This window comes from Pontibacter sp. T17, assembly GCF_057219875.1.
Genome location: NZ_JBXVVW010000001.1, coordinates 345,339 through 370,138, shown reverse-complemented (window position 1 = coordinate 370,138; position 24,800 = coordinate 345,339). Strand labels below are relative to the sequence as shown.

Below are 24,800 nucleotides of genomic sequence, written 5' to 3'. Positions count from 1 at the left end.
AGCCTGCAACTTTGTTATTCATATCCTACACCATGAACAGACTTCTAATGCTCTCTCTTCTGGCTGGCCTGCTGCTGGCATCCTGCTCCAGAAATGAAGGTGCATCCCCTTCAATAGATCCCAAGAAGATTTCTCTTTATTATGCTGATAAAGCCTCCAATAAAATATTCTGGTATACACCTGCCACAGGTGAGCATAAAGTACTCTATTCAGGGATGAATGGAGATCAGATATCAATTGAGCCAACAACCCAGCAGTTGATTTTCGGCGAATGGGGTGGACAGGCTTATCGGCTTGCACTGGATGGTAGTTCTGCCATACCAGTCGAGATAAAAGGATTTCAATCGGAAGGTCTTGTTGCTAAATCCTATGCCCCAGCTGGAAAAGGGCGAATGCTGTTTCTCCAAGACGTAAGCCTTCTGGGCCACCATTTGCTGATGATAAATTTTATAACTGGTGCGAAGGATACTTTATTTTCCCATTATCCTAACCATTGGGGACTTACTGTTGATACCGTCCGTCAGGTCGCTTACTGGGCTGATAAAACAAAAATATATAAGGCTCCACTCGATAAATCTAGTATGCCAACTGTTTTTGTTCAGACGCCTGAAATTGAATGGGTGTCCCAGATAGCCTTTGACTATGAAACCAATGAATTGGTTTTTGGGGATTCCCGTAAATATAAAATCTTCAGAGTAAAGAATGATGGCACCAACCTGCGCGAAGTAGCACGTGCTCAGACCGTAGGAGCAGTGGCAATAGATCCCCACACCAAGCGTATTTATTACAGTAGCGAAACCAGAAATGTCGGCAATAGAATCTACCATGTTCAAGCAGATGGTGGAGCTAGAGATTCCATTCCGGGTGTCCTTCTCGAGGATTTTTTGGCACAAATGGTCTTTCACATCCGCAGGTAAATTTCAGAGCGAAGAATACAGCTCTCCAAACCGCCACCCTCACCCGTGGCGGTTTTTGTTTTGGCTGCCGCCTAACACGCTCTTAACCTACGCCCTACACTCCCTTCATACGCTGCCCATACCTTTGACCGTTTGGAAAACCAGAACCGGCTGCATCCCGCGCCCGGCTTCCTTCGTATCTTATGCAGCCTCGCACTCAGCAAACGGCACCCTCCAACCGCACCTTCGATCCCATGCAGCAGTACAAAGTGCTTGTGGTGGACGATGAGCCCGATATCCTCGAAATCATCGAATACAACCTCCGCAACGAAGGCTATGAGGTAACCACCGCCCCCGACGGCGAAGCCGCCATCCGCCTCGCGAAGGACATCCAGCCCGACCTCATCGTCCTCGACATCATGATGCCCCGCCTCGATGGCGTCGAGACCTGCCGCCGCATGCGCGAACTCCCCGAGCTCCGCGATACCGCCATCGTCTTCCTCACCGCCCGTGCAGAGGAATACTCCGAAATCGCAGGTTTCGAGGCCGGTGCCGACGACTACATCACCAAGCCAATCCGGCCACGGGTCCTTGTCAGCCGCATCAAGGCCGTCCTCCGCCGAGGCATCGACAACGAAACCACCCCCACCGACCAGCTCCGCATCGCCGACCTCGAAATCGTCAAGGACGAGCACCTCGTTTACCAGAACGGAAAGCCCATCACCCTCCCCAAAAAGGAGTTCGAACTGCTCTACTTCCTCGCTTCCCGTCCCGGAAAGGTCTTCTCCCGCGAGGTTCTCCTTGAGAAAATCTGGGGCACCGATGTCTACGTCGTTCCTCGTACCATCGACGTCCACATCCGCAAGCTCCGCGAAAAGCTTGGCGAGTCCTATATCCAGACCATCAAGGGTGTAGGCTATAAGTTTGCCGGCTGAGGACCGCCGCCTTTCTTTTCCCTGAATGAAGCTGCTGGCCACCCCACACCATCTCTCGTTGCTGGCGGGCATCACGGCTGTGTTGGCCGTTGTTCTCGTCGAATGGTTGCCCTTGCCCTGGTGGGGCCGCGCCCTCCTCGCAGGTGTCGCCGTCTACGTCATCGGCCGCCTCCTTATTCGTTTCGTCGTTTACCGCCGCCTGCGCGACCTCGAGCAGGAAGTTCGGGCGGCACTCACCAGCCGCGACAACTCTACTGCTCACTGGGGCAACGATCCCGTCCTGAACCTCCAGACCGGCATCCGAGACCTCATTCGCTCTTCTCAGCGCGAACTTGGCGAGCTCAAGCAGCTTGAAGTCTACCGCCGCGAGTTCCTCGGCGACGTCTCCCACGAGCTCAAGACACCCCTCTTCGCCATCGAGGGCTTCCTCGAAACCCTCCTCGACGGCGCCCTTGAGGACAAAAACGTCAACCGAAAGTTCCTACGGCAGGCACTCCGCAACACCGAGCGCCTCACAGACCTCGTCCGCGACCTCCTTGTCATCTCCCAGCTCGAAAGCGGCGAGATGGCCATGAACCTCGAGGAGTTCCGCATCTACGACCTCACCCTCGACGTCTTTGACCTCCTCGACTACAAGCGCACCCACAACGAGCGCAGTGTCAACCTCGCCATCAAAGCTCCCGGTCTCGAGGCCCTCACCGTCCGCGCCGATAAGGACCGCATCCGCCAGGTGCTCGTCAACCTCGTTGACAATGCCATCATTTACGGGCGCCCCAACGGCACCGTCACTGTCGAGCTCCGTACCAACGGCAATCCCCAGTTGCTGCACGTTCTCGTCCACGACGACGGAAACGGCATTTCCGAGGAGCACCTGCCCCACCTCTTCAGCCGTTTTTACCGCGTCGACAAGTCCCGCAGCCGCGAAGGTGGCGGCACAGGCCTTGGTCTTTCTATCGTCAAAAACCTGATCGAGGCCCATGGCCAGACCATCACGGTACGAAGCGTTGCTGGCGCTGGCACCACCTTCGACTTTACCCTGCCCATTGCGCGGAAAGGGTAGGGCTACACTTTTTTGCTTTTAGCGGACAAAGGCGTCGGTATGGTTTCACTCTATACCTACTTTTGACGCCTCCATGAGTACTGTCCGATTTGTCTGGTGGGTTGTCGGCTTGCTTCTGCTGGCATTTTTTCTGCGCTTCTTTCGGCTTGATTTCCAGAGCTTCTGGCTCGACGAAATCTGGACCATGTTCACCCTCTACCCCGAGCGGCCTCTCTCTGACGTCATACAAACCGTCGCCTCCGATACCGCTCCCCCACTTTACTACATTCTCCTCCGAGGCTGGTTTCTCCTCACTGGTTACGGCGAATACCAGGCCAGGCTCTTCTCTGCGCTGCTCTCCATCCTGTCGCTGCTGCTGGCTGGCTTCTGGGTTCGGCGCGCTTTCGGCCACACGGCTGCGATTCTGCTGTTGGCCCTGCTCTGTGCCAACTGGTATCACGTCTATTACGCTCAGGAAGCCCGCAATTATATGCTGCTCTTCCTTGTCGCGCTCTGTGCCCTCTGGGCATTTGCCACCTGGTACCAGAATCCCCGCTCCGCTTGGGCGGCCCTATGGCTCGGTCTTTCCACCAGTGCCCTCATCATGACCCACTATCATGGTGCCTTCTTCGCTCTTGGATTTGCGGTAGCAGGGCTCTGGGCCTTCGCAACTGACACCCGATTTCGAACGACGGCGGCGCTTTCTCTCTCTGCAGGCGCCGTCTTGCTGGTGGTGCTGGTTTTTCTGTCTTGGCTGCCCTACCTGACACTTGCTCTCGACGCCAACCGGGCTGCATGGCTCTCCACGCCCTCTTTTCTGGACGTCGCCCTCGCCATACCCAACTTCTTTGGCCGTGAGCCCATTGCCATCCTGATTGTTGCAGCGGGTGTGGTATTGGCTGTCCGTCCCCGTCATCAACGACACCCGCTCACCATTCCGCTTCTGCTCATTGCAGGCGTGGCATTCTGCACACCTGTCTGCGTCTCCTTTCTGGCAAGACCCGTCTTTCACGAGCGATATGTGTTTTCGGTGCTCATTCCCCTGTTGCTCCTGGCAGTTATTGGCTGGAAAGACCGCCTTACATACAGTAGACTGTCTCTCTTGGTACTCGTCGTTACAGGTGCCGGACTGGTCAAACTCACCCTTCAGCGACAGCTCTATACCGAGCCCCGCAAAACCCAGTTTACCGAGGTAACAGCCGCGCTCGTGGCCGAGGCCGGTACACAGCCTGCTGTGGTGCTCTCGCATCTGCCACAATACTATACCTATACGTTGCGTAAGCTGGGCGTTACCCACATTCCGGTAATGGCTCCTCCGCGTAACCCCGCCTTTTACCGCCAATTGCCGCCGTTGGTTTTCGTGGGCTGCGGCCACGGCCGCTACGGCGAGCTTACCGCCTTCGATCATTACCTCCTCAACCTTCGTTATCGCCGCGTCAAGGTCCTTACCGCCTACGATGTCGAGGTCTGGTGCTATCAGCTCAGGTAAGCTTTTTCGTTTTCGGGTCCGCTACAGTTTTTTGGCTGGCAGTTGTCATCCACCCCTTTGTTCAGGCAGATGTTCAATGGCCTCAAGCATTTGCCATTTTCATTCTAGGTAACTAACACCTGCCGCGCCCGCTGCATCAACTGGGCCGACTGACACAAAGCCCCCCGCACGTCATTTCGAGTCCCGTGCCAGCAGGACGAAGAAATCTATAGAGGTCGTTCAGTACGGCACCAGCCCCCTTACTCCTCCAGCCGCTGTACCTTCGCCCCCAGCGCCACACCCCCCTCACGTCATTTCTAGTCCTGTGCCAGTGGGACGAAGCAATCTGTAGGCACCAGCCCCCTTACTCTTCCATGCGCTGAACCTTCGCCCCCAGCGCCACACCCCCCGCACGTCATTTCGAGCGCAGCGAGAAATCTACCTGTAGGATGCGCAGCATCCTTCCAGCCCGCAATTACCCCTCACGTCATTTCGAGTGCCGTGCCAGCGGGACGAAGCAATCTGTAAGCACCAGCCCCCTTACTCTTCCAGGCGCTGAACCTTCGCCCCCAGCGCCTGGAGGCGTTGGTCTATGTACTGGTAGCCACGGTCAATCTGTTCGATGTTATCGATGCGGCTCTTGCCCTCGGCGCTCATGGCCGCTATCAGCAGCGCCACACCGGCACGGATGTCCGGACTGCTCATCTTGATGCCTTTCAGCTTGTGCTGCCGTGCCAGACCAATCACCGTGGCCCGGTGCGGGTCGCACAGGATGATTTTCGCGCCCATGTCGATCAGCTTGTCCACGAAGAACAGCCGGCTTTCGAACATCTTCTGATGAATCAGCACATTGCCCTTGGCTTGGGTGGCCAGCACCAGAAACACGCTCAGCAGGTCGGGCGTCAGGCCCGGCCACGTGTGGTCCTGCACTGTTAGAATAGACCCATCAATGAAGCTCTCCACCTGATACAGGTCCTGCTGCTGCACATGGATGTCGTCGCCCTCAAACTTCAGCTGGATACCCATCCGCCGGAACACCTCCGGTATCAGCCCAAGCTGGTGCACCGCAGCGTTGCGTATCGTCAGGGCGCTCTGTGTCATGGCCGCCATGCCAATGAAGCTGCCTACTTCTATCATGTCGGCCAGCAGTGTGTGGGTGGTGCCACCCAGGCGCGCTACGCCTTCTATTACCAGCAGGTTGCTGCCAATGCCTTCAATCTTCGCACCCATCCGCACCAGCATGCTGCACAACTGTTGCAGGTAGGGTTCGCAGGCCGCGTTATAGATGGTGGTGGTGCCTTTGGCCAGCACGGCTGCCATCACAATGTTGGCCGTGCCCGTTACCGAGGCTTCGTCCAGCAGCATGTAGGCGCCCTTGAGGCCATCGGCTGGCGCGTCCAGGTAGTAGCGGTCGTCGGTGGAATCGTAGCGGAAGGTGGCTCCGAGTGCCTGTAGGCCCACAATGTGGGTGTCCAGCCTGCGGCGGCCAATCTTGTCGCCCCCCGGCCGTGGAATGCTTGCCTTGCCACGGCGGGCCAGCAGCGGCCCCACCAGCATAACGCTGCCACGCAGGGCTGCGGCCTTCTTGCGGTAGGCTTCAGTGTCCAGATAATCCAGCTTCAGATTCTTCGCCCGGAAGGTCGCGCTCTGTCGGCTGTGGTGCTCCACGTCCACGCCTATTTCTTCCAGCAGCTCTATCAGCCGCCGGATGTCCAGTATATCCGGCAGATTGTCGATCCGCACCGCTTCATCTGTCAGCAGCACCGCACACAGTATCTGTAGCGCCTCGTTTTTGGCACCCTGCGGCACTATCTCACCCGACAGCCTGTGGCCGCCTTCCACCACGAAGTATTCCATTCCCACAAGTTAAGCCGTCGCTCAGCCCTCGGTTCCCGTGGTCCCTGCCTAGTTATTCGCATCCCACCACAGCCAGCAGGCGTCCCCCGTGAAGAGAACCCTACGATGTCAGTTCAGCTCTGCGCTGCAACTGTTTCTGCTGCCTGCCGCCCCAGTGCCAGGCCCGTTGCCACGCCAATGCCGCCCAGTCCTACAGCCGCCCACAGTCCAGCTTTCACTTCGCGCACGTAGGGTAGGGGCTCGCGCCCAAAGCCCATGATGCCAGCCCACTCGTAGTCAATCTGCCAATCCGTTCCCAGCCCCAGCGTTTCGCTGGCGAAACGCACCAGCCACGCTTTGATGGTCGGGTTTATACCTTCCTCCAGTGTCTCTTCTCCGGCAAAGTCCAGATTGCGGCCGCCACCCAGCAGCAGACGCCGTCCCACTGGCCTGAAATACACATATCCCCGATCATAGTGCCACGTCCCTTCCCAGTCCAGTTGTGGCAGTTCATTGGTCACTAACACATAGCCTCGCCCCGGCACGATGCCTTCTTCGGGTAGCAGTTGCTGGGTCCAGGCCCCAGTGGCGGCCACTACGGCGCCTGCTATCAGTTCGCCGCCGTGTGTCAGTTCCACACTACCGGCATGCAGGGCTTTCACCTGTTGGCCAAAGCGCACTTCCACCCCTGCCGCCTGCACCCGCGCCAGCAGGGTTGCCATCAGCTTGCCGCTGTGCAGCGCCCCCTCCAGCCGGTTCACAATGGCCATACGCCCGTTGGGTTCTGCCGGCTGATAGGTGTCCGGCACGCCTGTTACAGGCTCCAACAAGCTGTTCAATCGCTTCAGCACACCCAGCACCTGCTGGTAATAGTCGCCATCGCTAAACAGCTCCCAGCCGCCTACTGGCTCCCATCCTATCGCCTCAATACCAAGGGTTTTGCGCAGCAGCTTTAGGCCTTCAAACCTTAATTGCACGCGGGCTGCAAGCTCGGCTTCTTCCATTTCTTGCAGGTCGGCAAGCAGTTCGCCAGCGCTGCCAAAACACGCAAAACCTGCGTTCCGGGTGCTGGCATTGGCCAGCTGCTCATTCTGCTCAAGTATTACGACGCGTGCCTGCGGGCGTATCTGTTTGTAATGCAACGCAGTAGACAGGCCCACAAGACCTGCACCCACTACCAGAAGGTCTATCGGCCGGGTCAGGCCACCCTGTAGTTCCCAGTACGAATGCATACCCTTAAGGTACACAACTGCTTCGTCTGCCAAGCTTCAGTTCAGATCATCCCTCGCTCCACACAGTAGCGAATCAGCTGCTGTAAGTTCTGGCTGCCGGTCTTCTTCAATACAGACCGCTGAAGATCACTGGTTTCAGTAGCGTTTCTTTTAATCGAGATGGAAATGGCGTCTGACGTAAAGCCCTGTGCCAGCATCCGCACGATTTCCATCTCTTCAGCCGTGAAAATCACATCGGCCTCCATCTTCTCCGTTGGCAGATATACCACCTTTCGCTCGCCCTCCGTCGAGGTGTACGATAGTGCACCCGTTGCCGATGTCTGTGGCAGTGCCCACGGTTGATGCACCACCAGGCAGAACGAGTACACCAGCATGTTCTTCTGGTCTATGAACAATGGAAAGTACTGCAACAGCACGTTGCGGCGTGTTCCATTTCGGTCCACGATGTCGTGGTGCATCACCAGCTTCATGCCAAGCTTCCGCTCCAGCGGCAGTTCGTCAAACTTCACCCGCGAGCACTTGAACATGTCCAGCAGCAGCAGACGGTCGGCTTCACTCGCCCGGTCAAAGATCAGCGTTCCACTACCAGCATACATCTCATCAGGCGTGTAGCCTATGATCTGCTGGCTGTTGCTCGAGATGAACGCGTAGTGGCTGACCCGATGGTCGTAGATGAAGTACATGTAAGGGTCTGCCAGCAGTAGCGGCCTCCGCAGCAGCGGGTGGTCCAGCAACTGTTCCAGCGACGGCACCTCGCTCGGTGCGTCAATATTGGCCCATAGGGCCAATAACTCCTGTACAGGTACGGTTTTGACTGTTTCTGACCGCTGCATAGCTCTTAGCAATATAAAGGTTTCCTACCATCGCTGAAAGTCGGTACACAGGGCAGCGCCTCTCAGTCATATTGCCAAACTAGCCATTGCAAAGCCAGCTTGCGTTCTGCTGGTGACTAAACGCCAATTATCGGTGGTAAAAATCGGAATGCTAAACATTAACCGATATCCACCTTGGCGCTCACAGGCGCTCCATAGCTATGTATTGCAACAGCTCCCGACGCTTGGCTTCATCTTTGAAGGCCCCACGGTATTCGGCCGTTACAGTGCTGCTGGCGTCGTCTTCTACGCCGCGCATGGCCACGCAGTAGTGTTTTGCGTCTATCAGCACGGCTACGTCGTCGGTTTCCAGCACCTCGGCCAGGTAGTTGGCAATCTCCACTGTCAGGCGCTCCTGCACCTGCGGCCGCTTGCTGAAGTGCCGCACTATGCGGTTCAACTTGCTTAGGCCAATCACCTTGCCATTTGAAATGTAGGCCACATGTGCACGGCCAATAATGGGCACGAAGTGGTGCTCGCACACCGAATGCACCGTGATGTTCTTCTCTACCAGCATTTCGCCATACTGGTAGCGGTTTTCAAACAGCGTGGCCTTGGGCATGTTCTTCGGGTCAAGCCCTGAGAACAGCTCCTGCACATACATTTTCGCTACCCGCAGGGGCGTTCCTTGCAGCGAATCATCGTCCAGGTCCAGGCCAAGTGTCAGCATGATTTCGCGGAAGTTGCGTTCTATCCGCGCAATCTTCTCTTCTTCCGTCAGCGCAAAGGCGTCGGGGCGTATCGGGGTTACCGCTGCAGTACCCACGTGGGCATCACCCATGTCCAGGTAACGCTGGGCGTGTTGCTTGCTCATCGGTCAGGAAAGCTTGTTGAGAGTGTGGAAGGGAAATAACGTCCCGTCAGGAGAAGTGCTTGGCACGGCATCAGCCACGATATTCCACATAGTTGCGCGGCGTTTCGTACAGTCGGATGCTGTACAGCGTTGCCGGCGCCACGTGGTCCTTCAGCTGGTTCCAGATGGCTACCACAAAATTTTCGCTGGAAGGAATAACGCCGCGCATGAAGTCCACATCGAGGTTCAGGTTTCGGTGGTCTACTTTTTTCACCACCCGCTCCTCTACGATGTCTCTCAGCCTGCCCAGGTCAAACACATACCCCGTGTCGGGGTTCGGCTCACCTGCCAGCGTCACTTCCAGTTCATAATTGTGGCCATGCCAGTTTTCGTTCGCGCACAGGCCGAATACCTCGCGGTTCCGTTCGTCACTCCAGTTCGGATTGTACATCCGGTGTGCCGCGTTGAAGTGTAGCCTGCGTGTTACGTATACCATGACTGTCTGACAGTTTCATAACGCCCGCGTTCCGGAAAATAATTCCACCCGCCTGACGCTTTCTTTCAGTTTCTACTGAAAATTATTCTTCCTCAGTTACTTACCGCCTTCCGCTGGCGCTTCAAGCCCCTCCAGCGACACCTGGCTGTGCAGCATTCTTGTCAGTTCCAGCATCGCCTTGCCTACCCGCGGGCCTGGCTGCATATACAGCGCCGGCTCCACCTGAAACAGGTGCTCCTGCTCCACCGCAGGCATGTCCAGCAGCACCTCATGGCGCCCCAGCAGCTGCTGGCCGTATTTGTCGTCCAGCGTCGGTATCAGCACAAACTCCGTTTGCAGCTGCACCAGCCGTTCCGCCGGCACAGCCACATACTTTGCAGTATCCGCTTCCAGCACGTTGCGTCCGCCAGCTATCGCAATCATCTCCGTCAGGTAGTGGCCTCGGCCCACACTCTGTAGCTGGTCGCCCCCAAAAATCACCGCTACGCCATACTTGGCCTGCTTCTCGGTCAGCGCCCGCAGCTTGGTCTCCAGCATAATCAGACTGTCGGCCAGCTGGTTGCCGCGTTCTTCACGTCCAGTCAACACTCCCAACTGACGTATCCCCGCGTACACGTCGCTCAGCTTCCGCACCCGCTGGTAAAAGAAAGGAATGTTGGCGCGTTTCAGCGCATCCCGGAAGTTCTCGTTGAATACTTCGTCGCTCAGCACCACCATGTCGGGCTTCAGGCTCACCAGCGTCTGGAAGTCCAGCGCCGGATACACCGTCAGCTTGGGTGTCTGCCCCAGGTCGCCCAGGTAGTTCCCAGCCTCTGTTACACCCACTATCTGTTCCTTGGCCCCCACCATCAGCAGGGTTTCGGCCTGCCCCGGTGTCAGTACGATAATCCGTTGCGGCGGCTGCCGAAATTCAAACGTCTGCCCCAGGTCATCGGTCAACTGCACCGTCAGACTGGGGGCGTTGGCTACCAGGTCGGCATGGCGGTTGCTACAGGCGCTTGCCAGCAGCAGCGCGGCGGTCCAGTACAGGGCTTTCTTCATAGTGCGTCGGCAGACTTGCAATTTGCCACCCTTTTCGCAATTTTCACCCCCGGCAGCCCTTTTACCTCGGCCTGTCCCCTTTTATGCCTCTCTCCGACGAACGGATTGCCGCCTACAGCAATCCCTTACAGGGTGCACGCCTCCCGGCCACTACGCTTCCCGCACTCGTCGCCTCCGAGAAAATGGTCATCCTCCATTTTCTCCGACACCTCGGTTGCCTGTTCTGCAAGCATTCCGTCGACCAGCTGCACCGTCTTGCCACGGCCAATCCCGGTTTCCCAACCATCTACTTCGTACACCAGAGCCCCGTCGACCGCGGCGAGCTGTTCTTCAACGAGTACTTCCCCGCCGCGCCCCATATCTCCGACCCCGGCCTCTCGCTCTATCAGCTCTTCGAGATCAACCGCATGAAGCCCACATCCTTCTTCAGTCCAAAGATGATTCTGAAGGGCTTTCAGGCGCTGATGGCTGGCCACACCCAGGTCGAGACCCTCGGCGATCCCGATGTCCTTTCTGGCACTTTCCTCTTCAACAAGGGCCACCTCGTCTGGCAGTACCGCGCCAAGTTCGCCGGCGACGACCCCAACTGGGAGCGCCTCCGCGCCCTCGCCTGATGCCACCCTATGGCACAGCCGCCACCTTCTGTCACCCCGGCTCCTGCTGCCCCGCAGCCACCTTCTTCGTGGCGCCGCTTCATCCGTAACCGACTGGCCCTGACCGGTCTGTGCCTGCTGGGGCTGCTCACGCTGGTCTGCACGCTCGGCTACCTCCTCATTCCCGACGCTACCCCCAACGCCAACCGCCAGCTCCTCGAAGCCGCCCGCCTCGGCCCCGGAGCGTCCGTGCAGGTGCTGTCCGTTTACCGCGGCCGCCCTGCCCCCGAAACCAGTTTAATCCAGCATTGGCTTTTTGGCTCCGAAGACGCCTACACGCCCCTCGTCCTTTCCCGCGACGAAGCCCTCCCGACCGACTCCCTCATTCGCCTCTCCGGCGATACCCTCTGGCATCGCACCCCACAGGGCCGCTGGTCCGCCCCCCGGCTCCTCCCCGAACTCCTCCTGCCCATCCGCCGCGAACACCCTGCTACCCGTGCTTTTCTCCAGGATTACGGCAAGCCTTATCGCCTCTCCGGCGACACGCTCATCTGGGCCAGCACCGCCGATAGCGCATTGACAGAAACCTCCCTCACCGCCCTTCGCCAGCAGCTCCATCAGCACCACCTGTCCATCCTCGCCTTCCCCCTCGGCACCGACACCTTTGGCCGCGACCTCCTCAGCCGCCTGGTGCTCGGCGGGCGCGTCAGTCTGGCTGTCGGCTTTCTGGCCGTGCTCCTCAGCATTGTGCTGGGCATTGGGGTAGGGGCTGCCTCGGGCTATTTCGGCGGTTGGACCGATTCTCTCGCCCAGTGGGTCATGGCCGTCATCTGGTCGCTGCCCTCTCTGCTGCTGGCCATCGCGTTGGCGTTTGCGCTGGGAAAGGGCTTCCTCACGCTGTTCATTGCGGTGGGCCTCTCCCTCTGGGTCGAGCCCGCGCGTATCCTCCGCGGCGAGGTCCTCAGCCTGCGCACCCGCACCTGGGTCGACGCCGCCCGCACCCTCGGCTTTGGCAGCCGCCACATCCTCCTCCGCGAACTCCTGCCCAACCTCGTCGGGCCCATCGTCATCCTCGCCGCCGCCAACTTCGCTACCGCCATCCTGCTCGAAGCCGGTCTGTCCTTTCTCGGCCTCGGCGTCAACAGTCCCACCCCCTCCTGGGGCGGTATGATCTACGAGGGCTATCAGTACCTCGTGGCCGACGCCGGCAAATGGATGGCCATCTTCCCCGGCCTGGCCATTGTGGTTACCATCTTCTCGCTGCATCTGGTGGGCCAGGGCCTTCGCGATGCCTTCGACCCCCGCCTCCAGCGCTGACCGGTGAAGTCCCCTCCCCACACGTCATTTCGAGCACCTACCCCCACACGTCATTTCGAGCGTCAGCGAGAAATCTACTTTTGGGTTGTCGGAGACAACCCGTCTGCCCCCCAACCCTCTGCCACTTCGCAGCGGGCGCAGCGGAGAAATCCCCCCCCGTGTCATACAGTCGCCACCCCTCTGCACGTCATTTCGAGGCCCTCCAGTCACGTCATTTCGAGCGTCAGCGAGAAATCTACCTTTGGGTTGTCGGAGACAACCCGTCTGCCCCCCAACCCTCTGCCACTTCGCAGCGGGCGCAGCGGAGAAATCCCCCCCGTGTCATACAGTCGCCACCCCTCCCCGCACGTCATTTCGAGGCCGCAGGCCGAAGAAATCTGTGCAACGAATTCAGCACCCAGCCCCATAGATTTCTTCGCTCCGCTCGAAATGACGTGAGGTCCAGCCCTAAAAAGCAAAAACCCGCCCCCTTAGAGGGCGGGTTCGCTGTTTCCACCAGCCACCAGCTTACTTCAGCTTGAAGGCCTTCTTGATTTTCTCCACGTGGTCCAGTGCCTCCCAGGTGAAGAAGGTCACCTTCTTCTTGGCCTGCTTGCGCACTTCTTCCTTCACGCCTTTCTTCTCCTTCACCTCCACGTAGTTCACTACGACTTCCTCCGTCACCGGTTCGTGGCCGAAGTGGCCGTAGGCTGCCGTACGGCTGTAAATCGGGTTTTTCAGCTCCAGGCGCTCAATCAGGGCTTTCGGGCGGAAGTCGAACAGCTCGGCTACCTTCTCGGCTATCTGCGCGTCGGTCAGCTTCACTTTGGCGGTGCCGTAGGTGTTCACGTAGATGGACACCGGCTTGGCAATACCGATGGCGTAGCTCAGCTGCACCAGCATTTCGTCGGCCACACCGGCGGCTACCATGTTCTTGGCAGCGTGGCGCGCGGCGTAGGCGGCGCTGCGGTCTACCTTGCTGGGGTCTTTGCCCGAGAACGCACCACCGCCGTGGGCGCCTTTGCCACCGTAGGTGTCCACGATGATTTTGCGGCCCGTCAGGCCCGAGTCGCCGTGGGGCCCACCAATCACGAACTTGCCCGTCGGGTTCACGTGGATGATGGTCTTGGCGTCCATCATCGAGGCCGGAATGCAGCGCGGCAGCACAATCGACTGGATGTCTTTCTTGATCTGCTCCAGCATCTTCTTCTCGCTCTTGTCGAAGTCGTCGTGCTGGGTAGATACTACAATGGTATGTACGCGCTCGGGGCGGCCGTTGTCGTCATACTGGATGGTCACCTGGCTTTTGGCGTCGGGGCGCAGGTACTTCATCAGCTTGCCTTCCTTGCGGATGTCGGCCAGCGTCTTCACAATGCGGTGCGAGAACGCCAGGGCCATCGGCATCAGCTCGGGCGTTTCCTTGGTGGCATAGCCAAACATCATGCCCTGGTCACCTGCCCCCTGCTCTTTGTTCTCCGTTTCGTCCACGCCCATCGCGATATCGGGGCTCTGGCTGTGCAGCGTCACGATGATGCCACAGCTGTTCGCGTCGAACATGTATTCCGAACGGTTGTAGCCTATCCGGTTGATTGTGGCGCGCACCACGTCCTGTATGTCTACGTAGGCTTTGGTGGTGACTTCCCCGGCTACAACGGCGAGCCCGGTGGTTACCAGCGTTTCACACGCCACCCGCGAATCCGGGTCCTGCGTCAGCATGGCGTCCAGTACCGAGTCCGAAATCTGGTCGGCTACCTTGTCCGGGTGCCCCTCCGATACCGACTCGGAGGTGAAGAGATAAGCCATAAACGGTTGATTACTTTATAGGTCGTGCGCAAAGATGCAACCGAAACGCTTTCGTCAAGCCGCCGGATGTTATTCTTTCACTGTCTGCGCTCTTTCTCTCCCCCCTATCTGTGTCGCTCCCTCCCCTCCACACCATTCCTCTTTGACACACTTGTTTTTAGTGAATTACACAAGCCCAATAACTTTTATTCGCAAATTATATATCAAAATGAATATAGTTTAAATATAAAAATACTTGTCAAATACAGACTTTTTTAAGAAGGTGGGGGGATTGTGCACTGCAAATCTGCTTGCTTGCAGGAAAATTTTCGCACCATGTCTGAAAGTAAATCATCTCTTGTGCAGTTGGCACTTGCGGTTTTAATGGTAGCATTTGTATTCACCGCCTGCGAGTGTGTCTCCACATCCATGCCACCCGTCACTACCTTGGGCAAAAACACCTTCGGCTGTAAGGTTGACGAAATTGATTTTGTTCCCTGCGCTTTTCGCTGGATGTCTCAACCGCCGCTTAGCTTCGGCTTTGAGCCACAGCGGCGTATCTTTTCCATTTCAGCCATACAGGAGTCGGAAGATGCCAACGGCTTCATTTCGATTGCCCTTCCCTCCGACTCTGTTCTAAAAGGCGGGCGCATCAGGCTACAGAATTTCTGGGTGTATGACTCGCTTGGAAATGCCACAGAAAGGGTGACAGCCATCCGGATGTACAAGGTGGGCGATGGGAGCCAGTGCGAATTCCATCTCGACACACTGGGCCGCAGTGGGTGGGTAGACATATTTTACATCGACACAGGGAGAAAAATAGTCGCCGGCAAATTCGAGTTCGATGCCGTCAGTTCCTGCAATCGCCATTCCCGCGTCACCGAAGGCCGCTTCGACTTTCAGTATTGATTCCTCATTCCATTCTTCAAATCCCATTATTTTATGATACGCTATTTTATCACAACAACCATTTGGCTGCTGCTCTTCATTTCTGCAGCTAACGCTCAAGACTCCCTCGGTGACATCGTGCTCACTTCCCGCGATACCGCTGTCACTCCCTACGACACCGTCATGCAACGTGCCCTGGCCCCGCTCGATCTCTCGGCCATCACAATCACCAGTGGCACTGGCGCAGTTCCCGGTGCGGTGGCACCACGTTCTGCCGCCCAGCCTGCTACATAGGCGTCAAAGTCGGCAGGCTGCTGCGCGGGTCTTTCTTCGGGCAGCTGCCGCAGATTGTGCGCTTCCGGCGACAGCCACACATTGAGTGCTACCACCACAGCGCCGGCCAGCATCCATCCCGGTCGCACCTTGCGCGGAATGGCTAGCAGCAGCACCGGCACCGCCATCCAGCACCCAAAGGCAGCCAGCGCCACACACAGCGAAGCGGGCAGCCACAGCGTTGCGACACTCAGAAAAATCACCCAACCCACCACTATCCCCCACGTTCCATGAAAGGCCCACTTAAGGGGAGTATCCAGCAGGTTGCGGTCGGTGTCGGCGCGCATCTGCACCAGCACACCCGGTACCTGTGCCCCCGAATGCTGCGCCTGCGGTTGTGTCATGGCTGCCTCCACCTGCTGGGGCAGCAGCCTGCCATACACCATGGCCCGCATCAGCAGGGCTTGCAGCAGCACGCCGCCGCCATATTCCAGCTTCAGCCACAGGGTATTGTCCGCTTCAAGGTCCAGCCACACAATCCGCACCAGCACCAGCACCGACGGCAATCCCCCCGTTACCTGTGGCAGCCATACCAGCACCTTCCGCACCCAGCGGTCATCCGAAAACGGCTCCAGATAGTATTTGAACTGCGGATACGCCCATGTGCAGTAGGTCAGCCACATCAGCGGTAGCACCAGCCCCAGCAGGTTCCACCGTCCGGTGGTTTCGGCCGTGTCCAGAAAGGCACAGGTCAGGTCGGCTCCCTGTGGCAGCACAAACAGCACCAGGTAGAGCAGAAAGTTCAGTACCAGCACCGGCCATGCACGCAGCACATATCGGATTGCCGTCAGCAGCGTTTCGCCGCGCGCAGCAGCAGGGTAGGGGATCGGCATGCGGGATGGGGCTTTCCCCAAAATAGGCTCTCGGCGGGCGCACACCACCTGAGTCCCGCAACGAAATAACCAAAGGGCTATCCCCGCTTCTGCGCCATCTGTTCAAATTAGACTATTGCAGCCCACAGTAAGCGGAGTATCAGAAATCAGATTAACTTTCGAAAAATCATCTTCAAAGTCATGAAGCCAGGCGTAAAACTTGCTTTTGGTGTTTCTCTTGGCTGTTTGCTGGGACTCCTGATCTTTGGTGCCTGCAAGGAACAGGAGATGCCTACTGCCCTGCCGCCCGAAACCCACGAAGGCAAAAACACCTTCGGCTGCTACATCGACGGCAAGCTCTTCGTCGCCTATGGCGGCTCTTGGACATCAAGCGATATGCCGGCAGTCTTCTCCTCAGGAAACAGGATAATGGCCATCCTCGCCAAGACCGATAAGAAATCGGAGCCATTCATTAACATGATGCTGTTGGCAGATAGTCCCATCATGGCTCCTGGAGTCTTCCCGATGAAGTACGCTGTCGGGGATACAACCCTGGACCCGAGGTCCGACTTCGCGCCTGTCTTCATGTCGAAAGGCGCTGGCGGCGGATGCTATATGATGCTCGATACCCTGGCCGGTGGTGGCACCATAACCATTACGTACCTCGACACCGTCCGGAAAATCGTATCGGGCCGCTTCGAATTCCGCGCCCGTGGCGAATGCAACCGGACAGCCCACGTCACCGAAGGCCGTTTCGATGTAAAGTATCGCACTTGGTAGTGCCCGCCGCAGAACACTGATACCGTTCCGTTGCCCCTGCGTTGAGATGGCCTGTTTCCGCTGAATCCTCCCCCTTTTCCCCATCTTTGCGCTCCTGTTCTGCCACACATGCCCAGCCGCCGCAGCAAAACCGAGCGCAAACTCGAATTCGCAACTCTCCCCACCTGCATCAACGGTAACCCCAACCTCGCAGGCTCCTGGCGCCAGCACTTCGGTCTCGCGCCCACCCATCCCCTCGTGCTGGAGCTCGGCTGCGGCCGCGCCGAATTCGGTGTGCGCCTCGCAGCCCTCAAGCCCCATGTGCTTGTCATCGGTATCGACGCCAAGCCCGAACGCCTCTGGGCCGGTGCGCTCGAAGCCGAGGCAATGGGCGTGCACAACATCCGTTTCCTCCGCGAAGACATCGAGAACGTCGATGCCTTCTTCGGCAAAGGCGAAATCGACGAAATCTGGATCACCTTCCCCGATCCCTATCCCAAGAAGCGCCACGCTCGCCGCCGCATGACCGGCCCTGTCTTCCTCCAGCGCTACCGCCAGATCCTCAAGCCCGGTGGCCTCGTCCAGTTCAAGACCGACGACCCTGCCCTCTTCGACTTCTCCGTACAGACCCTTAACGAGGCCGCCATCCCCATCCTCGCACTCACCCGCGACCTCTATAACGACCCCGCCTGCCTCAACGACGAAACGGGCCTGCCTACCTATTATGAACGCAGGTTCCGTGCCGAGGGCAAACCAATCCACTATCTCCGCTATCAGTTGTAACCTCCGGCCTTCCCGCAGAACCCCCTTGACTTACCCGAAGTTTTTCTAACTTACCCCTACTTTCAACCTTAACGCCAAGACTGGATTCACCTGCCTATGAGCTACGCCGAAGGCGACAAAGTGGTGCTGGTAAGCGACCCAAGTCAGGAAATGACCGTTGTTGAAGTGAAGGGCGATGTCATCGTCTGTAGCTGGAACAAGGATGGTAAGCGCAAACTCGGCCAGTTTCCCGTCGCAGATATCAAGAAACCCTGATTTCATCCCCATACCCCATCTGGGTGGGAAAAGAATATCCCAAGCCTGCAACCTTTTCCGGAGCAGGCTTTTCTTTTGTCGTGTAGCCCATCCTTCCCATGCAGACGGTCCAGCAGCAACCTATCCTCCCAGCACCTGATCTCATCCCGCCCGCCGAATTGCAGGTGCCCGAGGTCAGGCCTGCCGATTTCATCGCCGCCCAGCGCTGGGACATGGTCCAGGACATGCGGAAATATCCTCTCCGCTCCTTCCGCCATCTGTTTACCATTTGGCTCTTCACCGGCCTCTTCGGGGGACACCGCTACTATCTTAACCAGATCGGTACGGGTGTCCTTATGACCCTCACCCAGGGCTTCCTCGGTGTCGGCTGGATTATCGACGGTATCCGCCTCCGAAAGCTGCTCAATGCCTACAACTCCGAGCAGATGTTCCGCCGCACCCACGGTCAGCCTCCCATCGAGCTCGATTTCCTCCCGACCCTCGACCCCGCCGCCCTGCGCAAGCCCCTCGGCTGGGCCGCTACTGAGCGCATCGCCTCCTTCGCGCCTAAATCCATCCTCCCGGATGCCGTTGTGGTGTTCCTCTTCACCACCGTCCTCGCCGGCATCTGTCACAGCCGCGATACCTACGAGCCCATCGGGGCTCTCTTTGCCCTCGTTGTCCTCCTGAACCTCTCCAACGTCCTGCTCTACTTTGAGGATTATCGCCTCGTCCGCGAAATCCTGCAGTGGGATTACAAACTCCGCCTCTTCTACCAGGCTTATGGCGTCCCAACCCCTTTACGCGTCATCCTCAAGCCGTTCTCAGGTATCATTCGCATGTTCAAGCGCCGGGAGGGCGGGGAGGCTCGCCTCTTCATGGAGCTCGGTTTTGTCTTCACCGTCTTTTTCACCGCCATCGACATCCTCCAGGGCGACTACTTCAAGGCTTTCGCCGCCGATGGCCCCCAGGGCGTCCTCGAGTTCTGGCTCGATCAGACCGTAACCCAGTTCTTCCTCGTGGCACTTGGACTGGCCCCTATCGGTGCCACCCTCATGAAATACCGCCTCAGCCCCATGAAGGGGGCAGCCACCAACCGCCTTGTGCTCTCGCTCATCACCCTCACCGCACTCTGGCGTGTCTTTTTCTGATACCTGCCCCACAATTGAAACCCAGGCCCTTTTGTGTATGTTTGCATAGACGTGCCCCCTTTTATGGTGCACCCACCTGTGCGTTTGGTTATGACTTCCTATCTCCGTTTCCGCATGCTGGTGCTGGCGGCTGCATTCACCGCCCTTCTGGCCGCGTGCTCCGAAAACAATAGCACACCCGATCCCGGCCCCGATGTAGTCAACAAAGACATCATCATCGGAACTGGCGACACCCTCGCTGTCGGCGACACCGCCTGGCTGCACTATACCCTCTCCCTCGAGAACGGAACCTTCATCCAGAGCACCTACGAGGACGGTATCGTTTTCTTCTGCGTCAACGATCCTCAGGCTACAACCGGCGCTCTCATCACGGGCTTTTACGATGCCATTACCGGTATGCGTGTTGGTGGCCGTCGCGAGTCGCTCATTCCCTGGCAAAAGGGCTACGGTACTCGTGGCAACAGCACCATCCCGGGCTATGCCAATCTCATCTATGACCTCCGCCTCGTGAAGGTCAGCAAGAAGAAAACTTCCTGAGCCGGACGCTCGGTGCAACCTTCCCGGCAGCAGCGAGTCTTTCTGCTCGATAAGCTTTTTTAAGACATGACCCCGCACCCTGTTGGTTAACAGGTTGTAGGTTTACGTCTACACCCTCCCTCCTTCTCCCTCGCTCCCGCCATGCTGTTCTGGGAAAACATCCTTCAGGCCCTTGCCGCCGTGCGTGCCAATGCACTCCGCTCGGCGCTCACCATCGTCATCATTGCCCTCGGTATTGGTGCCATTGTTGCGGTGCTCACCGCTATCGACGGCATTAAATACTATTTCTCTACCAGCTTCGCCACCCTCGGGTCCAACTCCTTCCGTATTGAGAACCGTGAGGCCAACATCCAGATTGGCGGCGGCGGCAATCAGCAGCGCAAGCGTTACCCACCCATCACCCTCGCCCAGGCCGCCGAGCTCAAGCGCCGTCTCTCCGACAAAGCAATCGTTTCCGTGACAGGATGGGGTGCCTCTACCGCTGCACGCTACCAGAACCTCACTACCAACCCCAACATCACCGTGCGCGGGGCCGACGAGGATTTTGCCATCGTCAATAGCGCCGAAATCAGCGAGGGCCGCTCTATCTCCGCCGATGACGTCGCCAATCGCAGGCCAGTAGCAGTTGTTGGTAACGAAATCAAGGTCAAGCTCTTCCCGTCCAGCACGCCCATCGGCAAGGATATCGTCGTAGGCAAAAGCCGATACCGCATTATCGGGCTGCTCAAGGAAAAAGGCAGCGGCTTTGGCCCAAGTCTGGATAAGTCGGTCTACATCCCCGTCTCTACCCTTCTATCCGACTATCCCAACGGTGGTCGCTCCTTCTCCATCGGCGTCTACGTTTCCAATCCCATCGAGATGCCAGCAATCGAGGCCGAAGCCGAGGTCAACCTCCGCCTGATCCGCGAACTCAAGCCGGCCCAGGAGAATAACTTCTCCTTCCTCAAGTCTGATGCATTTGTCGAGCAGCTGATGAGCAGCCTCTCTATCCTTACCCTCAGCGCTACCCTCATTTCCTGCATCACCCTTTTCGGTGCATCCATCGGCCTTATGAACATCATGCTGGTATCGGTCACCGAACGCACCCGCGAAATCGGGGTGCGGAAAGCACTTGGTGCCAGTAAAAAGGCCATTCGCCTGCAGTTCCTCACCGAGGCCATTACCATCTGTCAGCTCGGGGGCCTGGCGGGCATTCTCTTCGGTATGCTGCTGGGCAACGTAATCGGCATCCTCATCGGCTCCGCCTTCATCGTGCCTTGGGCCTGGATTCTCGGTTCGGTCGCTGTGTGCTTTGTCGTAGGTATCGTCAGCGGCTACTACCCCGCAAACCGTGCCGCCGCGCTCGACCCCATTGAGGCCCTCCGCTACGAATAATCACCCTCCTTTCGCTATGCGTCTCAGGCTCCTGTTTCTGGCTTTTACAGTCGCAGGAGCCTGCGCTGTTTCAGCCCTCCGTCCTGTTCAGCCCGCTTCTTTTGCCGAAACCGTCCGTGCAATGTATGCGCGCTACTACGGCAAATGGCCTCAGGCATTCACTTTCACCCAGAAGAACCTCGACCAGAAGGGGCCAAACCAGCCCCCCGCCGAGTCCTGGTGGTACGAGGCCATTTCCTATCCTGGCCTCCTCCGGATAGACATGAACGCCCCCAACAAGGGTCGAGCCATCGTCTTCGCCAACGACTCCATCTTCCAGTACGCCGACCGACAGCTTATGCGCATGGGGCCACGCCCCAATCTGCTCATGCGTTGGGCTGGCGATGTATACTTCCTCCACCCCGATTCCACCCTCGCCTGGCTCAGCCGTCAGGGCTGGAATACCCGCAGTTTTCACACGACCACCTGGAAGGGACGCCCTGTCTTCGTTTGTGGTGCTGACTCCCCCAGCGACTCCCTTGCCCCTCAGGCCTGGATCGATGCCGAGCACCTCTATCTCGTCCGTCTCATCGAGCCTGATGGCAATGGCCATCGCTTCGATACCCACATGAACGCCCACCAGCCCCTGGGAAACGGTTGGTCCGAAACCGAAGTGCACTTTTACGTCGACGGCCAGCTCATCAAGAGCGAGTATTACACCAATCTTCAGTTGCGGCCCGGCCTCAGCCCTGCAATCTTCCGCGGCAAAGAACTGGCACTCATGCCTGAGTAGCCCTGCTCAGCGCACGTCATTTCGAGCGCAGCGGGAAATCTACTTTTGGCCTTCGCAGAAGGCCAGCATAGCGCCACACATCCGCTCCAGCCCAGCGGGGGATGTGCACCCAAGCCCTCACCCAATAACTTAACCGTCTGGTTTCAGCAGGGTTATACCCCGCCTCGTATTTTGTGGCCCATGGTTCCCCCAATGCCCGCCGATCCCAACGCTGCTCCAGGCAAGCGTTTTGTTACCCCTACTCAGGAGCCCTTTTCCTTCCGCAACCGCCTGCGCTCGGTGTTCTACACCATCAAAGGGGCCCGCTACATGTTCCGCACTCAGCACAGCACCTGGATACAGGTGCCCATCGTGCTGCTGGTCGTTGCCGTCAGCTTCTGGGTAGGTATTTCCCGTGTCGAGTGGATGATGGTTGTTCTGGCTGCGGGCCTCCTTCTCGTTACCGAGGCGCTCAACACTGCCGTAGAAGTCGTAGTGGACCTCGTCAGTCCAGAGTACAATAAACTTGCAGGTATTGCCAAGGATGTCGCCGCGGGTGCTGTGCTCTTGGCTGCCCTTACTGGCGGCCTGGTCATCATACTGGTGTTTGCCCCCTATATACTGGCTGCGTTGGGTGCATAGGGGCATCGGAGGTTTCTGTAACTTCCTGCTATGAACCGCTGCCTCTTTCTCCTCATCTTGCTGGTGCTGACGCCTGCTGGCCTCGCTGCTCAAACGGCACAGAGCACGCCGCCCCCGGCCGAAACCATGCGTCCATACTGGTTTGCCCTGCTCAGGAAGGGCCCTAACCGCGACCAGCCAGAGGCCGAGCGTGCGGCTATCATGAAAGGCCACATGGAAAACATGGACCGGATGGTGGAAGCAGGTAAACTCGTCCTCGCTGGCCCCTTCACAGACCCTGAGTCCGACTGGCAGGGCTTGTACATCTTCATGGTGGAGACCCGCGAGGAGGCCGAGGCCCTTGCCAATACCGATCCCGCCATCAAAGCGGGCCGTCTTGTCTTCGAACTCCACCCCTGGTACGGCCCACGAGGCTACTGTTTCCCAAAGTAGCTGGCAGGTTCGCTTCTCGCAGCATCTGCTGCAGGCTTTGCGCATACAATTGCCCCAGCTTTTCCGTCATCATGTGTAGTGAGCTCATCTCTGGTTGCACCGCCAGGTGATACAGCCATTCCTGCCGCACGGGCTGTTCGTAGCAGAGTGCACTCAGCTCCTGTCGCAGTTCTTCCCGCCACAGCTCCTGACTCATCAGCCGGTGTATCAGCGCCAGATAGCCCTCTGCATTGGCCGACATCACCTGGCCCCCAATCATCAGTTTGACCTCCAGCCTCGGCGACACCTCAAAGCCCTGTTGCCGCCGCAGAAGGGCTGCCCATTGCCGTGCGGCCAGTATCATTTCCATGCGCAGAATTGCCAGTGGCAGCTCATAGCCGTCCATCCAGCTCAGGGTTTCCTCCCGCACAGCATGGCGTTCGCGGAATGCTTTCAGCTGGGGTTCCAGCCGCAGCCATTGCCGCTCGGTAGCCGGTACGGGTTCCCATAGCGGGTGCCCCAGAAAAAAGCCAGCTTCTACAGAAAGTGGTATGTCGGTGCTGCTTTCCTGCCCCCAGGGTCCATTCACCAACCGCACTGCATGCGGCAGTATGCAGTGCGACTGCTCGAACAGTACTTCCATCCGTTGCACCTGGCCCAGGTGTCGCGGCATCGCCAGCAACCGCAGGAAACCACCCCCCATCAGGTGCTGGGCCAGCCCGTCGAGTGCGTATGTTTGGTGTGGATGGACGGAAAGCATTGCTGCGTTGCTCCTGACCTGTGTCAGTACAGCACAAACCTATTCAGCACTGCTTTCATTCTCCTAGCGCCTTTACACTAACTGGCGTTTCTTAGGGCTAATTAAGATTTCAGCCCCACGCTGCGACCGTTTTTTGTTAAGATTTCCCCCGCTGGCGGTCCTCCAGACGGCTGATTCTGCGGTTCAGCAGCAGCAATGTCGTGCTCACTCCACCAAACACTATCAGGATCACGGTCAGCACCGTCCCGATTTTTTCCGACGCGAACAGCATGTGTCCTTGCCGCGCGCTTTCCGCCATCTGTAGCAGCATTCCTGTCATAGCTTGTTATCGGTTGTCTGGGTTTTCTTCCGTCAGTTCCAGCCGCCGTACCCGCACCCGCAGCTCCAGCAGCCACAGGCCCAACAGCATAAAACCCGCTACCGCCGGATAGAACACCAGACGGTAGTCGTTCGAAATGTCCTTCGAGTTGAACACCGGGCCGCCTTCTGCGCCTGGATGCAGGCTGTCCAGCATGCGCGGTATGATGAACAGCAGGGGCACCTGAACGGCTGCCGCAAACACATTGTATACTGCACTGAGCCGTGCACGCTGCCGCTCGTCTTCTACCGAGCCCCGCAGCACAAAGTACGCCGCGTAAATCAGCATGGCCAGCAGCGCCGCCGTCTGCTTGGGGTCCCAACTCCAATAGGCGTATGGGTCAGTGTCCTCCAGCAGTTCACCCCAGGTTACCCGCGCCCACAGCATGCCCGTCACCAGCCCCAGACACCCAAAGAACAGCCCCATCCGGGCGGCTTCGCTCCCCAGCAGGTCGTCGTGTGCGCGCCCATACCGCAGGTATTTCACGCTGTGCACCAGCGACACCACCATCAACAGCAGCATCGTGAACCACATCGGCACATGGTAGAACAGGTTTCGACTCGTCTGGGCCAGATTTCCACCTATGTCGGGCACAGGCCGTAGCAGACCCATCGTCAATGCGTACAGCAGCAGCAGCAGAGCCAGGGTTTTGTAAAGAAGACGCAGCCGTCGGTTTTCCAGCATCGTACTTGGGATAAGGCAACGATTCTGTCGGCAAGTTCGGGCTT

27 protein-coding genes are annotated in these 24,800 nt (G+C 58.1%); 16 read left to right on the top strand and 11 right to left on the bottom strand.

Annotated elements, in window-relative coordinates:
- Nucleotides 1-32: 32 nt before the first annotated feature.
- From AC2D8O_RS01730 to AC2D8O_RS01715, 4 genes are all read left to right on the top strand, one after another.
- Nucleotides 33-917, top strand: coding sequence for a hypothetical protein (locus AC2D8O_RS01730; RefSeq protein ID WP_484677051.1), 885 nt, complete (start codon nt 33-35; stop codon nt 915-917).
- A gap of 233 nt (nt 918-1,150) precedes the next feature.
- On the top strand, nt 1,151-1,831 hold the full coding sequence (locus AC2D8O_RS01725) for a response regulator transcription factor (RefSeq protein WP_484678264.1): 681 nt from the start codon (nt 1,151-1,153) through the stop codon (nt 1,829-1,831).
- A 25-nt stretch (nt 1,832-1,856) separates the two neighbouring features.
- A complete protein-coding gene (locus AC2D8O_RS01720; protein ID WP_484677050.1) occupies nt 1,857-2,891 on the top strand; it encodes a sensor histidine kinase in 1,035 nt (344 codons plus the stop codon).
- Between the two features lie 73 nt (nt 2,892-2,964).
- Entirely contained in the window at nt 2,965-4,359 is a 1,395-nt protein-coding gene (locus AC2D8O_RS01715; protein ID WP_484677049.1) for a glycosyltransferase family 39 protein, read from the top strand.
- A 519-nt stretch (nt 4,360-4,878) separates the two neighbouring features.
- On the opposite strand, the gene murA is transcribed toward AC2D8O_RS01715, so the two are convergent.
- The 6 genes from murA to AC2D8O_RS01685 form a co-directional block, all read right to left on the bottom strand.
- A complete protein-coding gene (murA, locus tag AC2D8O_RS01710) occupies nt 4,879-6,195 on the bottom strand; it encodes a UDP-N-acetylglucosamine 1-carboxyvinyltransferase (protein WP_484677048.1) in 1,317 nt (438 codons plus the stop codon).
- A 113-nt stretch (nt 6,196-6,308) separates the two neighbouring features.
- Nucleotides 6,309-7,406 carry an NAD(P)/FAD-dependent oxidoreductase gene (locus AC2D8O_RS01705; RefSeq protein WP_484677047.1) on the bottom strand — a complete coding sequence of 366 codons (1,098 nt, stop codon included), beginning with the start codon at nt 7,404-7,406 and terminating at the stop codon, nt 6,309-6,311.
- 41 nt (nt 7,407-7,447) lie between these two features.
- The gene (locus AC2D8O_RS01700; protein WP_484677046.1) at nt 7,448-8,239 is read right to left on the bottom strand and encodes a hypothetical protein; all 792 of its coding nucleotides are present in this window, start codon (nt 8,237-8,239) and stop codon (nt 7,448-7,450) included.
- Between the two features lie 181 nt (nt 8,240-8,420).
- The gene (gene folE / locus AC2D8O_RS01695) at nt 8,421-9,092 is read right to left on the bottom strand and encodes a GTP cyclohydrolase I FolE (protein WP_484677045.1); all 672 of its coding nucleotides are present in this window, start codon (nt 9,090-9,092) and stop codon (nt 8,421-8,423) included.
- Nucleotides 9,093-9,162: 70 nt separating this feature from the next.
- Nucleotides 9,163-9,567: a 6-pyruvoyl trahydropterin synthase family protein gene (locus AC2D8O_RS01690; RefSeq protein WP_484677044.1), complete on the bottom strand. Its 405-nt coding sequence runs from the start codon at nt 9,565-9,567 to the stop codon at nt 9,163-9,165.
- A gap of 96 nt (nt 9,568-9,663) precedes the next feature.
- The gene (locus AC2D8O_RS01685) at nt 9,664-10,608 is read right to left on the bottom strand and encodes an ABC transporter substrate-binding protein (protein WP_484677043.1); all 945 of its coding nucleotides are present in this window, start codon (nt 10,606-10,608) and stop codon (nt 9,664-9,666) included.
- A gap of 83 nt (nt 10,609-10,691) precedes the next feature.
- On the opposite strand from AC2D8O_RS01685, the gene AC2D8O_RS01680 reads away from it, so the two are divergent.
- Together AC2D8O_RS01680 and AC2D8O_RS01675 are read left to right on the top strand one after the other, a co-directional pair.
- Nucleotides 10,692-11,222, top strand: coding sequence for an AhpC/TSA family protein (locus AC2D8O_RS01680; protein WP_484677042.1), 531 nt, complete (start codon nt 10,692-10,694; stop codon nt 11,220-11,222).
- A 9-nt stretch (nt 11,223-11,231) separates the two neighbouring features.
- Nucleotides 11,232-12,518 carry an ABC transporter permease gene (locus AC2D8O_RS01675; RefSeq protein ID WP_484677041.1) on the top strand — a complete coding sequence of 429 codons (1,287 nt, stop codon included), beginning with the start codon at nt 11,232-11,234 and terminating at the stop codon, nt 12,516-12,518.
- Between the two features lie 507 nt (nt 12,519-13,025).
- On the opposite strand, the gene metK is transcribed toward AC2D8O_RS01675, so the two are convergent.
- Nucleotides 13,026-14,300 carry a methionine adenosyltransferase gene (gene metK, locus AC2D8O_RS01670; RefSeq protein ID WP_484677040.1) on the bottom strand — a complete coding sequence of 425 codons (1,275 nt, stop codon included), beginning with the start codon at nt 14,298-14,300 and terminating at the stop codon, nt 13,026-13,028.
- Between the two features lie 363 nt (nt 14,301-14,663).
- On the opposite strand from metK, the gene AC2D8O_RS01665 reads away from it, so the two are divergent.
- Nucleotides 14,664-15,188, top strand: coding sequence for a Riean_0653 family protein (locus tag AC2D8O_RS01665; protein WP_484677039.1), 525 nt, complete (start codon nt 14,664-14,666; stop codon nt 15,186-15,188).
- A 149-nt stretch (nt 15,189-15,337) separates the two neighbouring features.
- Here AC2D8O_RS01665 and AC2D8O_RS01660 read toward each other — a convergent pair whose 3' ends face one another.
- On the bottom strand, nt 15,338-16,333 hold the full coding sequence (locus AC2D8O_RS01660) for a hypothetical protein (RefSeq protein ID WP_484677038.1): 996 nt from the start codon (nt 16,331-16,333) through the stop codon (nt 15,338-15,340).
- A 225-nt stretch (nt 16,334-16,558) separates the two neighbouring features.
- Between AC2D8O_RS01660 and AC2D8O_RS01655 the strand changes: the two genes are divergently transcribed.
- From AC2D8O_RS01655 to AC2D8O_RS01615, 9 genes are all read left to right on the top strand, one after another.
- Nucleotides 16,559-17,092, top strand: a complete 534-nt coding sequence (locus tag AC2D8O_RS01655; RefSeq protein WP_484677037.1) for a Riean_0653 family protein — start codon at nt 16,559-16,561, stop codon at nt 17,090-17,092.
- A 108-nt stretch (nt 17,093-17,200) separates the two neighbouring features.
- Nucleotides 17,201-17,854, top strand: a complete 654-nt coding sequence (trmB, locus tag AC2D8O_RS01650) for a tRNA (guanosine(46)-N7)-methyltransferase TrmB (RefSeq protein WP_484677036.1) — start codon at nt 17,201-17,203, stop codon at nt 17,852-17,854.
- Between the two features lie 96 nt (nt 17,855-17,950).
- The gene (locus tag AC2D8O_RS01645; protein WP_484677035.1) at nt 17,951-18,109 is read left to right on the top strand and encodes a hypothetical protein; all 159 of its coding nucleotides are present in this window, start codon (nt 17,951-17,953) and stop codon (nt 18,107-18,109) included.
- A gap of 98 nt (nt 18,110-18,207) precedes the next feature.
- On the top strand, nt 18,208-19,239 hold the full coding sequence (locus tag AC2D8O_RS01640; RefSeq protein WP_484677034.1) for a TM2 domain-containing protein: 1,032 nt from the start codon (nt 18,208-18,210) through the stop codon (nt 19,237-19,239).
- 90 nt (nt 19,240-19,329) lie between these two features.
- Complete coding sequence (locus AC2D8O_RS01635) at nt 19,330-19,776, top strand: FKBP-type peptidyl-prolyl cis-trans isomerase (RefSeq protein ID WP_484677033.1); 447 nt, start codon at nt 19,330-19,332, stop codon at nt 19,774-19,776.
- A 141-nt stretch (nt 19,777-19,917) separates the two neighbouring features.
- Nucleotides 19,918-21,150: an ABC transporter permease gene (locus tag AC2D8O_RS01630; protein WP_484677032.1), complete on the top strand. Its 1,233-nt coding sequence runs from the start codon at nt 19,918-19,920 to the stop codon at nt 21,148-21,150.
- Between the two features lie 16 nt (nt 21,151-21,166).
- Nucleotides 21,167-21,922, top strand: coding sequence for a hypothetical protein (locus AC2D8O_RS01625; protein WP_484677031.1), 756 nt, complete (start codon nt 21,167-21,169; stop codon nt 21,920-21,922).
- Between the two features lie 180 nt (nt 21,923-22,102).
- Nucleotides 22,103-22,543 (top strand): diacylglycerol kinase, encoded by a 441-nt coding sequence (locus AC2D8O_RS01620; RefSeq protein WP_484677030.1) that lies wholly within the window; start codon nt 22,103-22,105, stop codon nt 22,541-22,543.
- A gap of 30 nt (nt 22,544-22,573) precedes the next feature.
- Nucleotides 22,574-22,975: a YciI family protein gene (locus AC2D8O_RS01615; RefSeq protein WP_484677029.1), complete on the top strand. Its 402-nt coding sequence runs from the start codon at nt 22,574-22,576 to the stop codon at nt 22,973-22,975.
- Here the strand turns inward: AC2D8O_RS01615 and AC2D8O_RS01610 are convergent.
- The 3 genes from AC2D8O_RS01610 to ccsA all read right to left on the bottom strand — a co-directional run bounded on the left by AC2D8O_RS01610 (nt 22,905) and on the right by ccsA (nt 24,756).
- Nucleotides 22,905-23,714, bottom strand: a complete 810-nt coding sequence (locus AC2D8O_RS01610) for a hypothetical protein (RefSeq protein ID WP_484677028.1) — start codon at nt 23,712-23,714, stop codon at nt 22,905-22,907. The genes AC2D8O_RS01615 and AC2D8O_RS01610 overlap by 71 nt on opposite strands.
- 136 nt (nt 23,715-23,850) lie before the next feature.
- Nucleotides 23,851-24,033: a hypothetical protein gene (locus tag AC2D8O_RS01605; protein WP_484677027.1), complete on the bottom strand. Its 183-nt coding sequence runs from the start codon at nt 24,031-24,033 to the stop codon at nt 23,851-23,853.
- A gap of 6 nt (nt 24,034-24,039) precedes the next feature.
- Nucleotides 24,040-24,756: a cytochrome c biogenesis protein CcsA gene (gene ccsA, locus AC2D8O_RS01600; protein WP_484677026.1), complete on the bottom strand. Its 717-nt coding sequence runs from the start codon at nt 24,754-24,756 to the stop codon at nt 24,040-24,042.
- Between the last annotated feature and the right edge of the window lie 44 nt (nt 24,757-24,800).

What these genes read in the sequence shown, in the direction of transcription:
- AC2D8O_RS01700 (WP_484677046.1), bottom strand. Translation starts at nt 8,239, where the DNA reads ATGCAGCGGTCAGAAACAGTCAAAACCGTACCTGTACAGGAGTTATTG.
- AC2D8O_RS01715 (WP_484677049.1), top strand. Translation starts at nt 2,965, where the DNA reads ATGAGTACTGTCCGATTTGTCTGGTGGGTTGTCGGCTTGCTTCTGCTG.
- AC2D8O_RS01705 (WP_484677047.1), bottom strand. Translation starts at nt 7,406, where the DNA reads ATGCATTCGTACTGGGAACTACAGGGTGGCCTGACCCGGCCGATAGAC.
- AC2D8O_RS01610 (WP_484677028.1), bottom strand. Translation starts at nt 23,714, where the DNA reads ATGCTTTCCGTCCATCCACACCAAACATACGCACTCGACGGGCTGGCC.
- AC2D8O_RS01605 (WP_484677027.1), bottom strand. Translation starts at nt 24,033, where the DNA reads ATGACAGGAATGCTGCTACAGATGGCGGAAAGCGCGCGGCAAGGACAC.
- AC2D8O_RS01620 (WP_484677030.1), top strand. Translation starts at nt 22,103, where the DNA reads ATGGTTCCCCCAATGCCCGCCGATCCCAACGCTGCTCCAGGCAAGCGT.
- folE (WP_484677045.1), bottom strand. Translation starts at nt 9,092, where the DNA reads ATGAGCAAGCAACACGCCCAGCGTTACCTGGACATGGGTGATGCCCAC.
- AC2D8O_RS01665 (WP_484677039.1), top strand. Translation starts at nt 14,664, where the DNA reads ATGGTAGCATTTGTATTCACCGCCTGCGAGTGTGTCTCCACATCCATG.
- murA (WP_484677048.1), bottom strand. Translation starts at nt 6,195, where the DNA reads ATGGAATACTTCGTGGTGGAAGGCGGCCACAGGCTGTCGGGTGAGATA.
- AC2D8O_RS01720 (WP_484677050.1), top strand. Translation starts at nt 1,857, where the DNA reads ATGAAGCTGCTGGCCACCCCACACCATCTCTCGTTGCTGGCGGGCATC.
- ccsA (WP_484677026.1), bottom strand. Translation starts at nt 24,756, where the DNA reads ATGCTGGAAAACCGACGGCTGCGTCTTCTTTACAAAACCCTGGCTCTG.
- AC2D8O_RS01615 (WP_484677029.1), top strand. Translation starts at nt 22,574, where the DNA reads ATGAACCGCTGCCTCTTTCTCCTCATCTTGCTGGTGCTGACGCCTGCT.
- AC2D8O_RS01635 (WP_484677033.1), top strand. Translation starts at nt 19,330, where the DNA reads ATGACTTCCTATCTCCGTTTCCGCATGCTGGTGCTGGCGGCTGCATTC.
- AC2D8O_RS01640 (WP_484677034.1), top strand. Translation starts at nt 18,208, where the DNA reads ATGCAGACGGTCCAGCAGCAACCTATCCTCCCAGCACCTGATCTCATC.
- AC2D8O_RS01730 (WP_484677051.1), top strand. Translation starts at nt 33, where the DNA reads ATGAACAGACTTCTAATGCTCTCTCTTCTGGCTGGCCTGCTGCTGGCA.
- AC2D8O_RS01690 (WP_484677044.1), bottom strand. Translation starts at nt 9,567, where the DNA reads ATGGTATACGTAACACGCAGGCTACACTTCAACGCGGCACACCGGATG.
- AC2D8O_RS01675 (WP_484677041.1), top strand. Translation starts at nt 11,232, where the DNA reads ATGGCACAGCCGCCACCTTCTGTCACCCCGGCTCCTGCTGCCCCGCAG.
- AC2D8O_RS01725 (WP_484678264.1), top strand. Translation starts at nt 1,151, where the DNA reads ATGCAGCAGTACAAAGTGCTTGTGGTGGACGATGAGCCCGATATCCTC.
- AC2D8O_RS01660 (WP_484677038.1), bottom strand. Translation starts at nt 16,333, where the DNA reads ATGCCGATCCCCTACCCTGCTGCTGCGCGCGGCGAAACGCTGCTGACG.
- AC2D8O_RS01680 (WP_484677042.1), top strand. Translation starts at nt 10,692, where the DNA reads ATGCCTCTCTCCGACGAACGGATTGCCGCCTACAGCAATCCCTTACAG.
- AC2D8O_RS01630 (WP_484677032.1), top strand. Translation starts at nt 19,918, where the DNA reads ATGCTGTTCTGGGAAAACATCCTTCAGGCCCTTGCCGCCGTGCGTGCC.
- AC2D8O_RS01625 (WP_484677031.1), top strand. Translation starts at nt 21,167, where the DNA reads ATGCGTCTCAGGCTCCTGTTTCTGGCTTTTACAGTCGCAGGAGCCTGC.
- metK (WP_484677040.1), bottom strand. Translation starts at nt 14,300, where the DNA reads ATGGCTTATCTCTTCACCTCCGAGTCGGTATCGGAGGGGCACCCGGAC.
- trmB (WP_484677036.1), top strand. Translation starts at nt 17,201, where the DNA reads ATGCCCAGCCGCCGCAGCAAAACCGAGCGCAAACTCGAATTCGCAACT.
- AC2D8O_RS01685 (WP_484677043.1), bottom strand. Translation starts at nt 10,608, where the DNA reads ATGAAGAAAGCCCTGTACTGGACCGCCGCGCTGCTGCTGGCAAGCGCC.
- AC2D8O_RS01645 (WP_484677035.1), top strand. Translation starts at nt 17,951, where the DNA reads ATGAGCTACGCCGAAGGCGACAAAGTGGTGCTGGTAAGCGACCCAAGT.